At 71.8% G+C, this 13,630-nt stretch carries 11 protein-coding genes; 2 read left to right on the top strand and 9 right to left on the bottom strand.

From position 1 onward, the window contains the following. Positions 1-132: 132 nt before the first annotated feature. From dnaN to BMG523DRAFT_RS02340, 9 genes are all read right to left on the bottom strand, one after another. A complete protein-coding gene (gene dnaN / locus BMG523DRAFT_RS02300) occupies positions 133-1,389 on the bottom strand; it encodes a DNA polymerase III subunit beta (RefSeq protein WP_035730754.1) in 1,257 nt (418 codons plus the stop codon). A 175-nt stretch (positions 1,390-1,564) separates the two neighbouring features. After that, positions 1,565-2,638: a sugar phosphate nucleotidyltransferase gene (locus tag BMG523DRAFT_RS02305; RefSeq protein WP_011435190.1), complete on the bottom strand. Its 1,074-nt coding sequence runs from the start codon at positions 2,636-2,638 to the stop codon at positions 1,565-1,567. Between the two features lie 205 nt (positions 2,639-2,843). Continuing rightward, positions 2,844-3,764, bottom strand: coding sequence for a glycosyltransferase family 2 protein (locus tag BMG523DRAFT_RS02310; RefSeq protein WP_023839899.1), 921 nt, complete (start codon positions 3,762-3,764; stop codon positions 2,844-2,846). A 136-nt stretch (positions 3,765-3,900) separates the two neighbouring features. Next, complete coding sequence (locus tag BMG523DRAFT_RS02315; protein WP_011435188.1) at positions 3,901-5,031, bottom strand: glycosyltransferase family 1 protein; 1,131 nt, start codon at positions 5,029-5,031, stop codon at positions 3,901-3,903. Positions 5,032-5,113: 82 nt separating this feature from the next. Continuing rightward, positions 5,114-6,529: a glycosyltransferase family 1 protein gene (locus BMG523DRAFT_RS02320; RefSeq protein ID WP_011435187.1), complete on the bottom strand. Its 1,416-nt coding sequence runs from the start codon at positions 6,527-6,529 to the stop codon at positions 5,114-5,116. A 97-nt stretch (positions 6,530-6,626) separates the two neighbouring features. Beyond that, a complete protein-coding gene (locus BMG523DRAFT_RS02325) occupies positions 6,627-6,902 on the bottom strand; it encodes a hypothetical protein (RefSeq protein ID WP_011435186.1) in 276 nt (91 codons plus the stop codon). A gap of 3 nt (positions 6,903-6,905) precedes the next feature. Beyond that, positions 6,906-7,619: a class I SAM-dependent methyltransferase gene (locus BMG523DRAFT_RS02330; protein WP_011435185.1), complete on the bottom strand. Its 714-nt coding sequence runs from the start codon at positions 7,617-7,619 to the stop codon at positions 6,906-6,908. A gap of 151 nt (positions 7,620-7,770) precedes the next feature. Beyond that, complete coding sequence (locus BMG523DRAFT_RS02335; RefSeq protein ID WP_011435184.1) at positions 7,771-8,964, bottom strand: glycosyltransferase family 4 protein; 1,194 nt, start codon at positions 8,962-8,964, stop codon at positions 7,771-7,773. 5 nt (positions 8,965-8,969) lie between these two features. Then, positions 8,970-9,902, bottom strand: a complete 933-nt coding sequence (locus BMG523DRAFT_RS02340; protein ID WP_049761042.1) for a glycosyltransferase family 2 protein — start codon at positions 9,900-9,902, stop codon at positions 8,970-8,972. A 263-nt stretch (positions 9,903-10,165) separates the two neighbouring features. Between BMG523DRAFT_RS02340 and BMG523DRAFT_RS02345 the strand changes: the two genes are divergently transcribed. Next, the gene (locus BMG523DRAFT_RS02345) at positions 10,166-10,840 is read left to right on the top strand and encodes a DapH/DapD/GlmU-related protein (protein ID WP_011435182.1); all 675 of its coding nucleotides are present in this window, start codon (positions 10,166-10,168) and stop codon (positions 10,838-10,840) included. Between the two features lie 504 nt (positions 10,841-11,344). Then, positions 11,345-13,423: a DUF2142 domain-containing protein gene (locus BMG523DRAFT_RS02350; protein WP_235462814.1), complete on the top strand. Its 2,079-nt coding sequence runs from the start codon at positions 11,345-11,347 to the stop codon at positions 13,421-13,423. Positions 13,424-13,630 lie beyond the last annotated feature (207 nt).

A 13,630-nucleotide genomic window follows, 5' to 3' on the forward strand; every position in this document is an offset into this window, starting at 1 on the left:
CCTGTCTCCGGCTATCCGGGTACAAGGCTGTCCGGTCCTCGTCAGGGCCGCGGCCGGGCCGGCTCATCACCCCGGATCCATACCCTGGACCGCCGAACCAGACGATCAGGAGGAACGGTCCTGGCCCTCGGCTCAGCCCCCGCCGTGGCGGATCGGCATCAGTAGGTAGCGGTAGGCGCCCTCGTCGACAGCGCCGCGGCCGCTGTCCTTGCCGGTGAGCACCGCGGGTTTCGCGGCGGCCTCGACCGGATCGTCGTCAACGAACCCGATCGTCGCCTGATCGTCCTCGACGGCACCGAGCCCGTCCAGCAGGTAGGACGGATTGAACAGCACCGAGAGCTCGGGACCTGCGTACTCGACCGGAATCGTCTCGCTGGCCTGTGCGCCACCACCGTCCCCGGCCTCGGCGACGACCTGGTTGTGGGTGAAAGTGAACCGCAGCGGCCCGGTGCGGGTGGCGACGACGGCCACCCGACGGACCGCCGCGGCGAGCGCCGCGGTCTGCGCGGTGACGACGAGCGCGGCCGCCTCGGGCAGGAGCTTGCGGTAGTTGGGAAACGTCCCTTCGATGAGCCGGACGATGGTCTGCCGGCCGCCGGCGGCGAGGCCGAGCCGGGCGCCGGACGGATCGTCGAGGTCCAGACCAATCACGATGCGGGAGGCCGACGTCGGCGTGCGGGCCACCTCGGCGAGAACCTTGGCAGGCACGTGCGCGAGCGCCCACGGATCGTCGACTGTCGGCTGCCAGGGTATGCCGCGTACCGCGAGCCGGTACCGGTCGGTGGCGACGAGGGCCAGCCCACGCCCGGAGATCTCCATCCGGACCGCGGTGAGCACGGGCATGGTCTCGTCCCGGCCGGCCGCCGGGGCGACCTGACCGACCGCGGACGCGAACCCAAGCGTGTCCACCTCGCCGATCGGTCCGGGAAAGCTAGGGAGCTGCGGGTACTCACCCGGGTCCATCAGCGGCACGGTGAAACGGACGCTGCCGCAGCGCAGGACCAGCCGGTCACCGTCGACCACGACGTCGACCGTCGTCGCGGGCAGGCTGCGCACGATGTCCGTGAGGAGCCGGCCGGGCACCAGCACCCGCCCCGGTTCGTCCACCGAGGCCGCGACCGGAGCCCGCACCGCCACCTCCGTGTCGTACGCGCAGATCGTCAGGACCGAGGCCGTGGCCGCCCCCAGGGGCGCCGCGGAACCGGGAGACGCCGCGGAGCCCGACGGCAGGGGAACCGCCGCGGAACCGGGAGACGCCGGGGAGCCATGGCCCGCGGCGAGCAGGATGCCGGTCAGGACGTTCCGGGCCGGGCCCGGCCGGTTGGGCAGATGCCGAGCGGCCCAGCCGGTCGCGTCGGCGAACGCGTCGCGTTCCACGCTGAACCTCATGAGTGCGATTGTCCTCGGCCACGGCGCGGAATCGCCGCATTCAGCGGACGGTTTTTGTTCCCCGTCCGTGGATGTCCGCGAGATCTCCGCACGGACGGACCGCAGCCGCCGCGTCGTGAGGAAACGCGGCGGCGCTACCAGTGGTCCGCCGCCACCCGCAACCGGTCGGCTGCGCTCAGGTGCGGTCCGAGCTGAATCGCACAGCGCCCGCCGAGAGGACGACTCCGGGGAACACGCGCGCCCCGGACCGTAGTTCGTTGCCTCGCTCGATCCGTACCCCGTCGCCGATGACCACCCCGTCGAGCGCGACACCGGAGCCGATCACCGCGTCCCGACCGATCACGCTGTCCCGCACGACCGCCCCGGCCTCGACAACCGCACCGTCGAACAGCACCGCACCGTCGATCGCGGCACCCGCGCCGACCCACGCGCCGGCCCCGACGGTCGCCCCGCCACCGATCTTGGCGTCGGCGGCCACGACGGCACCGGGCAGCACCAGGCAGTCCCCGACCGGCCCCGGCAGCGCCGGCGACGCCATCCGGCCGGTCACCAGGTCGCGACTGCCCTGCACGAACGCCGCGGGAGTTCCGAGGTCGAGCCAGTAGGTGTCATCCGGGTAACCCATGACCGCCGTGCCGGCGGCCAGCAGTCCCGGGAAGGTCTCCCGCTCGACCGAGACCGGTCGTCCCGTCGGGATCGTGTCGATGACGGACCGCCGGAACACGTAGCACCCGGCGTTGATCAGATTGGTGGGCGGGTCCGGGGTCTTCTCCAGGAAGGCGGTGACGCGACCATCGTCGTCGACGGGCACGACCCCGAAGGCACGCGGGTCCACCACCCGGGTCAGATGCAGGGTGACCGCCGCGCCGGTCCCCGTGTGCCGCGCGACGAGGGCCTGGATGTCCAGACCGGCGAGGATGTCACCGTTGAAGATCACGACCGGATCGCCCGGTCCCCCGTGGAGCCGCTCGGCCACGTTGCGGATCGCACCGCCCGTGCCCATCGGCTCGGTCTCGGTGACGTACTCCAGCTGGAGTCCGTGCGCCGAGCCGTCCCCGAAGTACTCCTCGAAGACCTCCGCCCGGTACGAGGTGGCGAGCACCACCCGGTCGATTCCCGCGTCTCGCGCGCGAGCCAGCATGTGCGCGGTGACCGGCACCCCCGCGACCGGCAACATCGGCTTCGGCGCCGACATCGTGAGCGGTCGCAGGCGGGTCCCCTGACCGCCGACAAGCATCACTGCGTCCATGGGGCGTCAGTGTCGCAGAACACGCGGTGGACGCTGAAAACGGATCGGGGTCAGGACCATACGACGAACGGCATGCCATGGTTTCGACACGTTGTGTCGGACCGGGGTTCACCAAGCCGCCCGGATATTCCAAATATCTCGGACATCCAGGACATCCATGACTACCAGCAACTCGCCTGCCGGCCATCGGCCGGCCGCGGTCCGCTCAGGCGCCCCGCGCGGCACCACCCCGGGGAAGCAGATCCGCAGAACGGGTCGCCTTCGCCCCCGCGCTGTCCCGGGCGAAGATCAGCGCGAGCAGCAGCCGAACCACGAGACCGACCCCGAGCAGCAGCCGCAGCGGCGCGCGCGCGTTGCCGGGGTACTGCCAGGACAGGTAGCGGAACATGCTGCGGTGATGAGCCAGCACCATCCGCCGTGACGACCGCTTCGTCGAGTGTCCGCCGAGATGCTCGACCACCGCGGACGGCACGTACACCGACTGCCAGGACGCCTCGCCGATGCGGCGGCCGAGGTCGACATCCTCCATGAACATGAAGTAGGACTCGTCGAACCCGCCGACCGCCTCGAACGCCTCCCGGCGCAGCAGCTGGCAGGAACCGGACAACCAGCCGGCGGTCATCTCCTGGGGGAGACCCCGCTCCCGCCGATAGGAGGCCGTCCACGGGTTCGTCGGCCAACACCAGCCGAACAAGGCGTGCCCCACCCCGCGGCCGAGCGAGGGCAGGTCCCGGGCCGAGGGGTAGAGCGCCCCGTCCGGATTGATGATCCCCGGGCCGAAGGCCCCGCCCCCCGGCCAGCGGTCGGCCGCGGCAAGCAGTTCGTCGACCGCACCGGGCGCGAAGGAGATGTCGGCATTGGAGATCACCAGCCAGGGCCCGCGGGCTCCGGCGGCACCACGGTTGACCGCGGTGCCGTAGCCGAGGTTGCGACCCGGGCGCACCAAGCGCACCTCGGCCCGCTCGGCGGCCGCCGCCGTGCCCTCGTCGAGGTGCGGCGAGTTGTCCACCACGACGACCTCGTAGGGCCGCGTGGTCGCCTTCGCCAGCGAGTCGAGGAAGGCTCCGATCACCTCCCCGGACCGGAAGGTCACGACGACGACCCGGATCTCCGGATCCACACCCATGTCTCGCCCGCCCGTTCTCGCCCACCACCGGTCGCCCGACACATTCCCGTGACGACGCACGGCACCTTGTGCACCGAGGAGACCGTAGCGCGCCCTTTGCGGCGGTCCTTGCCCCGGGGCCGGGCCGACGGGCGCCTCAGTGCTCGGCGACCGCCCGCGCGTAGCTCGCGAGATGCGCCTCGGCGCTGGCCGCCCAGGTGAACTCCCGGGCCCGGGCGAGACCGGCCTCACCGAGTTGCCTGCGCCGCTCGGCGTCATCGAGCAGGGCGCCCATCTCCCGGGCGATCGAGCCGGCGTCCGGCTGAGTGTAGGCGACGGCGTCGCCGCCGACTTCCGGCAGCGACAGACGCGGCGTGGTGAGAACCGGGGCGCCGCAGGCCATCGCCTCCAGCACCGGCAGCCCGAAGCCCTCACCGTGCGAGGGATACGCCACCAGTGACGAACCTCCCAGATAGCCCGGCAGGTCGGAGAAGCGCAGATAACCCGGCCGGATCACCCGCAGGTGGCTCGGCACCGAGGCGACGGCGGCATCGACGTCGTCGTCCCAGCCGGAGCCGCCGGCCAGGACGAGCGCGGGCGGCTCGTCCCGCCAGTGCACCGCCTCGGCCCAGCCCCGGATGAGGTTCGGCACGTTCTTGCGCGGCTCCAGCATCCCGAGGAACGCGACGTAGCGCGAGTCGCCGAGCCCGAGCCGGCGGCGCACCCGCCGCTTGTCCTCCTCGGTCGGCGGATGGAAGGTCGACGTGTCGACGCCGTGGTAGGCGACGTCGGTGGTCGTCGACTCCCCGTCGAGCACCCGCACCAACTCGTCCCGGGTGGCCTTCGAGGGGACGATGATCCGGGCCGCCCGGCGCACCGCGGTGCGCATCGCGGACCGGAAGAACGTGCCCTTCACCGCGGTGTGCATGTCGGGCTCGGTGAAGAAGGTGACATCGTGAATCGTCACGCACACGGGCTGGTGCGCCCGCAACGGCATCGTGTAGTGCGGTGAATGGATGACATCGGCATTCACCTGTTCGGCGACCAGTGGCAGCCCGGTCTGTTCCCAGGCCAACCGCGCGGGCCGGTGGGCGATGGCCGCCGGCCCGGACAGAACGGTGGCGTGTGGGGCCATCCGGCTGTAGCGTTCCTCATCCGACCGTTGGCAGACGAGCGCCATGTCCGCGCCGGTCGCGCCCAGCGCCGCGACCAACCCGTCGACATAACGCCCTACGCCACCACGGTCGGCCGGGACCGAAGTGGCGTCGACGAGCACCCGGGGTCCCACGGCGCTCCCTCCCTGACGCGCCACCCGCGACGGGGTGGTCGCTTGCTTCACGGTGACCGCTTGCTTCTCAACGGGGGCAACACTACGCCCGCCCGTCGTCGGCGACGGACACGGCGGGGGAACCGCTGACTCGACGGTAGAGCGCCCACGTCGCCAGTGCTGCCCCTTTCCAGGTAAATGACCGGGCACGGAGACGTCCAGACTCCGACAGCCGCCCCCGCAGGTCCGGATCGCCCATGACCTTCGCCACCGCGGCGCCCAGCGCGGCCGGGTCGTCCACCCCGACCACCACGGCGGCGTCCCCGCCGACCTCGACCAGCGCGGGGGCATCCGAGACGATGACCGGCACACCGTGCGCCATCGCCTCGACGACCGGCAGCCCGAAGCCCTCCGACCGGCTCGGCGCGAGCAATACGCCCGCACGGGACAGGACCACGGCGAGATCCTCGTCACTGAGCCGCCCAAGGGTGCGCACCCGGTCCGCGCCCAGACCGTGCCTGGCCGCCGCCGCGCGCACGTCCAGCCCACCCCAGCCGGTCGCGCCGACGTGGACCAACGGCAGGCCCGGATCGTCCGGTCGTCGCAGCGCCGCGAGCGCGGTGTCGAGGCCCTTACGGGGTTCGAGCGTGGCGAGGGTGAGTAGATAACGCCCCGGAGGGGGTAGCCCCATCCGCGCGGCGCGGGCGTCGGCATCGGGCGGAACCCGGACCACCGCGTCGGCGACTCCCTCCCCGATCGCGTGCAGGCGATCTTCGGGGATCGGCAGATGCCGGGCGATCTCGGCCGCCACCGCGAGCGTCGGCACGACGATCGCGTCGGCGTGGCGTGCGGCCCGTTCGCCCATCAGCCGGTGCCACCGGACCCCGTGCGGGGTCAGGGTCTCGGGATGCGTCCAGGGAACGGCGTCGTGGATCGTCACGACGAGCTTCGGGCGCGGCCGGCGCCGGTCCAGGGCATCGCCCAGGGCCGGCGCGACGGTTCCGGAGGCCCAGGAAGCCAGCGACGGACGGGGCGGCGCGCCGGAAAGTCCGGAAGGTGGATATGAGTCCACATAACCAGGGGAGCACCGATAACCAGGAGAACGCCGATAACCAGGAGAACGCCGGGAGCCACCGGACCGTTGCCCGCGCCGGGACCCGGTCCGGTCGTCGAGGCCGCGCAGGGCGTCCGCCACCGAACCGGTCACGAACCCCCGGGTGCCACCCGCGGGTGGCACCAGCAGGGTCGGAGCGTGAATGACGTCTACCCCCGTCGGAGCCGGACCCACGCCACGCGCCCAGGCCACGGCGAGTGCGCGGCGAGGCAGACCGAGCCGGAACGGACCGAGGACGCCGGGCAGCACGGCCGGACCGACCTCTCGGCGCCCGGCACACCACCCGGTCACCCGATCCTCGGGAGCGGCGGTGCGGGCGAGCGCCGCCGCGAGTTCGGCGGAGTAGCGCCCGGTCCCGCCGGGAACCGGCGCGAGCAGCTGCTCGACAAGGAAACCCACACGCACGGGTCACAGTCTGCCCCTGCCTCCTCCGTCCCCGGACAGCCGGCCCGGTCCCCGGACAGCCGGGGCCGGCGGGTCAGCGGGCCGGCGGGTCAGCGGGTCAGCGGCCGCGGGCGCGCAGAGCCGCGAGTACCATCACGACGCAGGAGATCCCGCCGACCAGGTATCCCCAGCCCCGATGGCCGAAGAGCGCGAACCCGGCACCCGTCCCGGCCACGATCAGCCCGAACAGCAGCACTGTCAGGACGGCGGCGAGGATGCGCTGGTTGCGCAGGGAGGTGGGGGGCGCCGGCGGGCCCGTCCGCGGGTCGTGCTCCGGCTGCCGGCGCGGTTCACGGCCGGGGCCCGGGCCTGCCGACCGGCCGGCGGGCGCCATCGTTCAGCCCTCCCGTCTGCGGGCGTGGGTGAGTACGACGCTGCCCGCGGTGTCGGGAGCCCGCCGGTCCGACAGGGCGACGGCCGGCGAGAGCACGGCCGCGGCGTTCCATCCCGTCCTGCCGCCCTTGGCGGACAAAGTCAGGTAGAGCCGCTCGGCGCGTTCGCTGCGGAACATGTACGTCTGCCGGATGACCTCAAGCCCGACATCATCGAGCAGCTTGGCGAGATGGTCGCCGGAATAGGTGTGCCTGACGTGGTAGCGCTCGCGGTGCCGGTCGAACAGGTCCGGCCAGGACGCCGCCCGGGTGAGGGCGTCGGCGGACATCACCAGGTCGCCACCCGGACGCAGCACCCGCGCCATCTCGGCAAGCGCGGCCGGACCATCGTCGAAGTGCTCGATGGCGCAGACCGACATGACGACGTCGAACGTGGCCGCGGCGAACGGCAGCGCCAAGGCGTCCCCCTCGACGAGCCCGGGATGCCCGCGCAGCCGGCGACCGAACTGCAGCTTGTGCCGGGCGAGGTCGAGGCACACCGCCCGAGCCCCGCGACGGACGGCCTGGCCGGCCCAGTAGCCGTCACCGCCGGCCACATCGAGCAGGGTGCGCCCGGCCAGTTCTCCCGCCCACGACAGCAGGGTGCCGACCTCCCGGCGGCGCATGACATGTACCTGATGGCCCACGAAGGCGAGGGCGTCGTCCCGCACCGGGCTCACAGGTCGGCCCCGCCCGTCCAGTCAGCCCCGCCGATCCGGTCCGCCTTGCTCATTCCACTCCGCCTTCCGAGTCCACGATTCACCCGTGGGCCGTGACCCATGGATGGGCCGTGACCCATGGATGGGCCGTGACTCGCGTATGCGCCACGGCTCATGTGCGCCCAAGCGCGCCCAACGTCACATCAAGGTAACGCTCCCACGCCCCGTCAACGTCCGGCGGTATGACCTTCGAGCGCAAACCGGCGAGCACGCCGGGCTCGTAGAGCCGCCGCAGCGCCACCGCCAGCGCCTCCGCGTCGTCGGGCGGCACGAGTAGACCGTCCACCCCATCGCGGACCGTGGTGGCGAGCGTTCCCACCGTGGTCGCCACGACCGGCACGCCGTGCAGGTGCGCGAGACCGACGTTCTGCGACGCCGTTCCGGCCCGGTAGGGAAGCACCAGGGCGTCGGCACCAGCGAACAGCGCGGGCACCTCCGCCGCGTCGACATAGCCCGACCGCAGGTCCACCCGGGTGGCCAGGCCGAGCTCCTCGACCAGCCGGGCGATCTCCCCCGTCCCGCCCCAGAACTCGCCGGCGACGGTGAGACGGACGTCCGCCGGCCCGCGGGCCAACGCCCGCAGCAGGACGTCCAGTCCCTTGTACGGCCGCACCAGCCCGAAGAACAGCAGGTTGCGCCGGGTGACGTCGGCGGATGGCCCACCGCGGCCGGCCACCGGCCCGGGCGGCGAGGACGACAGAGCCGAGGACCACAGGTGCGTGGCCATCTCGGCCACCAGGACCGGAGCAGGGGTGAGGCGCGCGGCGAGCTCCGCCTGGGCCGGCGTGTGGACGAGAACAGCCGACGACCGGCGCAGCACCGCACTGGTCAGCGGTTCGTCCACGGCCCGGCGCTCGTGTGGCAGGACGTTGTGGCAGAGCGCGACGACCGTGGGACCCGCACCCCCGGGGTCCGCACCCCCGGAACCCGCTCGCCCGGAAGCCGTGCCCCGGCCGCGCGGCCCCCGGGCCCGCAGTGCGCCGAGGACGCCCAGGTACGCCGGGGCCTGCACGGGAGTGACGACGACCAGGATCACCGCGTCGGCCTGCCGCCGCAGGCGCCTGCCGAGCCGGATCCATCCGTCCGGCCGGCGCCACGACAACGGGTAGCGGGTGACCTCGAACGGCTCCATCTCGGGCTCGGTGACGCGCTGCACGCCGGGATAGAGCCGCGCGGGGTACTGCGCCGACCAGGACTCGACCGCCACCTCGTGGCCCCGCGCCGACAGCCGGTGCGCGAGCTCGGTGGTGTGCTGCGCGATCCCCCCCTTGTAGGGATGGGTCGGACCGACGATCGCGATGCGCACGCCGGTCAGGTGTCGCTGCGCGAGCGGGCCACCAGATCGCCGATCAACGCCAGCACGACGATCTGGAAGCCGACCAGAATCGCCAGCAGCGTTGACGTCGCCACATGGAAGTCGTAGCGGATCAGGTCCACGATCAGCTTGACGAAACCCAAGCCCATGATCCACAGGGCGACCGGCATGAGAACCTTGATCGGATCGAAGTACATCACCATCCGCAGCACCTGAAGGATGTAACGCCGCGCGTCCCGGAAGGGATGGAACTTCGACGTTCCGGACCGTTTTGCGTAATCGATCGGGATGTAATCCACCGGATGCTGGTTCGACAGGAAGGACATCGTGATCGTGGTGACGCAGGAGAAACCGGGGGGCAGCAGCCGCAGATAGGGCAGGGAGACGTCCCGGCGGAAGGCGCGAAGCCCGGAGTTGAGGTCGGGAATCTTCATGCCGGACAGCCGCTGGGCGATCATCCGGATGAACCATTTCGCCGGCACCCGGGCCCACTTGTGAGTGCCCTCCTCGGTGCGGCGCGCCCCGACGACCTGGTCGACGTCGAGGTTGTCGTCCAGGTAACGGACGAACTCCGGGATGCGCTCGTTCGGGTACGTCATGTCCGCGTCGGTCCAGACGACGATCTTGCCGCGGGCCTCCTGGGTCCCGATCCGGCGGGCCGTGCCGGAACCACCGTTGCGGCGGAACGGCATCACCCGCATGCGCGGAAACCGCGGGGCCACCTCGCGCAGCACCGCGAGCGTGTTGTCGGTCGACTTGTCGTCGATCGCCAGGACCTCGTAGGAGTAACCGCTCGCGTCCATCGCGGCGGTGATGCGCTCGAGTTCGAGCAGCACATGGTCCTGCTCGTTGTAGCAGGGCAGCACGATGGTCACGTAGGGGGCGTCCGGACCGACGGCGGCGACGCCGTCCCCGGAAGCCGCCTGCACTGGGGTGCCGGCCTGCGGATGTTCAGGTCGGTGGATGGCGCTGACACTCACGTCGGTGTGGCTCCCGGTCGTCGTTCCGGCCCAGCGGCGTCCCGGGCCGGCGTCCTGGCGGTCCGACGTCGTCGTTCCCGCTCCGATCGCCGGTCCGTGGCGGTGGTGCACGCTCCGTCGAGGGCTCGCGCACGACTCTAGGGTGGCACGCCCGACCCGGCGAGCCGACAGCCGGGCGGTCCGGCCACCTGGGCAGCGCCTACTGTTGCTCCGTGGGTGCGTTCAAAAGTGATCTGCGGGAGTATGTGCGGCACGTTCGTTCGCTGCGGGCGGCGCAGGAGACCTCGGCCCGCTCGTTCGTGGCCGGGCTGCGTTACCCGCTCGCATACAGGCAACCGATCTGGACCGGTTCCCCCACCGTGATCGAAGGCCGGGAGCGCATCGAGTTCGCCGAGGGCGCGGCGCTGCGGGTGGGGCTCGGCGCGTTCGGGCTGTCGACCCGACGCGATACCTCGATCATCCGGGTGCATCCCGAGGGCCGCCTGCGCTGCGAAGGTGTCGTGTCGCTGCAGCGGGGCGTGCGGATCGTCGTCGACTCGGGCGTGCTGGAACTCGGCCCCGGGGCGAACATCAACGGGTTCGCCAAGATCCTCGTGCGCGAACGCGTCTCGATCGGCGCCTGCTGCAACGTCTCGTGGGACACCCAGCTACTCGACAACGACTTTCACCCGATGGTCGTCGACGGCGTGGAGCAGCCGATGAGCGGACCGATCGTGCTGGAGGACCGGGCCTGGATCGGCGCGGGGGCCATCGTGCTCAAGGGCGTGACGATCGGCGAGAGCGCCGTCGTCGCCGCGGGCTCGGTGGTGACCCGGGACGTGCCGCCCAAAGCCGTCGCCGCCGGATCCCCCGCGAAGATCGTCGGCCACATCGACTCCTGGCGCTGATCCGGCGTCCGGATCACGCGCTCCGGACGCCGGACCTCGGACCTCGGACGCCAGGGTGGGAAGCCGGACGTCGGGGGCAGTCGGACGTCAAAGGCGGCCTCGGCTGTCCGCGTGCCACGCGGACACCTCCGCGGCCACGCCTAAACCGGAATCTTCGCCTCGCCGAAATCCGACAGATCCTGCTATCCGACAGGTCCTGCTATCCGGCGGACTTCGCAGCCGGATAGCCGAGGACATCCGTATCGACCTCCCGATTCAATGACGGTGAACCGGCCCTCGGGCGGTCAGGATGATGGTTGCGGGCTGCGACGTTGATGGTCCGGGAACACTGACGGTCCGGGAACACCGCGACAACGGTCTGGACACCCGCCCGGGAGCACCCTCACCACCGTGCGCGACCAGGGCTGACGGGAGAAGGGCACCCATGATGTCGACGGGGAATCGGGGGTCCGTAGCATGACTCCACCTTCGTCCGATGGGACTCTGCCACTCGTGGGTGACTCTGTGGATTCGACCGCAACGGCCCGCGCCGACGCCGAGGCCGGCGGAGACGTGTTCCCGATGGGGACGCGCTTCCGGCCGTGGGGGATTCTCCGCACCATCCCCGCGGCCATCTGGGTGATCACCCTGCTCTTCACCGCGCTGCTGGCCGGCTGGTCGGTGATGATGCCGCAATACCATGCGCCCGACGAACCAAACCACGTGGACGCTGTGATGCGGCTCGTCGAGGGCAAGGGCTGGCCGCATCCGGGCCATGCGATCGTGACGCAGGGCGGCGTGGGGGCGATCATGGCTGCCCCCTACGGATCCGAGGAGCGGCCCCGCGACCTGTCCGCCGGCCCGTTCACCGCGGCCGACGCCGTCCCCCGCCACGATCGTCCCAGCTGGGAGGAGTTGGACCGGACGCCGGCGCCGGAGGGTAGCATCCAGCAGCTCGTGCAGCATCCCCCGCTGTACTACTGGGTTGACGCCATGATTCTCAAGGCCGTCCCCGGCGGTGGCGACCACCTGCGCTGGGACGAGATCATCGGGATCCTGCGCCTGATCAGCGTGGCAATGGTCGCGCCGTTGCCGTTGCTCGCCTGGGCCGGGGCGAACCGGCTCAGCGGTGGCAGCCGGGTGGCGGGGATCTGTGCCGCCCTGGTACCGCTCGGGATCCCCCAGCTCACCCACATCGGATCCAGCGTCAACAACGACAACCTGCTGGTTCTGACCAGCGGCCTGGCCACGGTCTCGATCGTCTACGTGCTGCGCGGGGACACCTCCCTGCGCACCGCGACCTGGACGGGGGTCTTCGTCGGCCTCGCCCTGATGACGAAGTCACTGGCGATCACGCTGGTTCCCATGGCGGCGCTGGCCTACCTCGTCGCCTGGGGCCGGGCCCGACGCGACGCCCGGGCTGCGTGGGCGCGGGGACCAGCGGTCGCCGTGGCAGTAACCGGACCAGCCGCCATCGCCCCTTACCCGGCCACCCCTTACCCCGCCGGCCCCCGCACAACCGGCCCCCGCACAACGGGCCCTCACCCCACCGGGACGGAGCCCTTCCTGCTCGCCGAGGCCGGACCCGCGGGACCACCCGCCTCCGCGCTTCGCGTGCCCTGGCGCCAGCTGCTGCTTGGCGGCGCGCTGGCGATCGCGCTCGGCGGCTGGTGGTGGATCGTCAACATCGTCCGCTACGGCACCTTCCAACCGGAGACGCCGGGATTCCCGCTCGGCCAGTATCTGGGCGACGACTGGGGTGCCTACACCGAGCTGCTGATCAACGGGACGATCCTGCGCTGGTGGGGATCCTTCGGATGGTTCGAGGTCAACCTGACGACGGTCCCGGTGCGCACGGGCACCGCCGTCGTCATCGTCTTCTTCGCCCTCGCCCTCATCCGGGCCCGGACCGGACGCATCCGGGTGGACCTGCTGTTCCTGCTCTGGCCCACCTGGGCGCTGTTCGGCCTGATGACCCTGCAGTCCGCGAAGAACTTCGACAGGTACTTCCACGTCAGCGGGATCTCCGGCCGCTACCTGTACGCGGGCCTGGCGTCGCTGGCGATCGGGGTCGGGATGGGTGCGGCGGCGACCGGCCGTTATCTCTCCCGGATCATGCCGCTGCTCTTCCTGGCCGGCGCGACCACCCTGCAGGCCTGGGCGATCTCGATGGTGTTTCCGCACTTCTGGCGACCCACGGGCGGCGACCTCAGCGACGCGTGGGACGCGATGGTGGCGTGGGCCCCATGGCCGCAGGGCGCCCTGACGTGGCTTGCCGGCGCGGTGTGCGTCCTCGCCGTGGCAGCCCTGGCCTGCTGCATCGGGGTCCTTGTCACCGGCGGTCCGGCCACCCGCTCCGCCGGCGGGGCCCCCGCTCAGCCTCCGTCCTCGTCCAGGGGACGGTCGCCATCGACGGGACAGCGGCCGGCTCCACCCCTCGCGCCGTATCCGTCGCACCTGCCGCCGAAACGGCCGCGGACCGCCGGCGCGCCGGATGCCACCACCGGCTCGAAGGCGGTCACCGGCTCGGGCCCGGCGGCCGGCACGAGTCCGGAGCCCACCGGCCAGGGCCCCTCCGCCGCGGGGCATCCGCGCTCCCCCTGATCCGGCATCGCCGACAAGGAACCGGAAACCATCCGACCATCGTGCGCGTTCTCTCACGGAGAGTAACACTGAATCCTGGGCCTCGGACAAGGCGCAACCGGCCACGGCGGCGCTGCGCATCGGGGCTCGGGGGCCTCGGATGGTGATTCCGAGGCGCATAGGATCCGCGATGTCAACCATCTCGGTTCGGGAGGGGTCTTGCGCCGC

Source organism: Frankia sp. BMG5.23 (assembly GCF_000685765.2).
In the GTDB taxonomy this organism is placed as follows: domain Bacteria; phylum Actinomycetota; class Actinomycetes; order Frankiales; family Frankiaceae; genus Frankia; species Frankia casuarinae.

Bases quoted from the DNA above. Each gene is read 5' to 3' on its own strand.
- BMG523DRAFT_RS02305 (WP_011435190.1), bottom strand. From the start codon at position 2,638: ATGGACGCAGTGATGCTTGTCGGCGGTCAGGGGACCCGCCTGCGACCG.
- BMG523DRAFT_RS02310 (WP_023839899.1), bottom strand. From the start codon at position 3,764: ATGGGTGTGGATCCGGAGATCCGGGTCGTCGTCGTGACCTTCCGGTCC.
- BMG523DRAFT_RS02325 (WP_011435186.1), bottom strand. From the start codon at position 6,902: ATGGCGCCCGCCGGCCGGTCGGCAGGCCCGGGCCCCGGCCGTGAACCG.
- dnaN (WP_035730754.1), bottom strand. From the start codon at position 1,389: ATGAGGTTCAGCGTGGAACGCGACGCGTTCGCCGACGCGACCGGCTGG.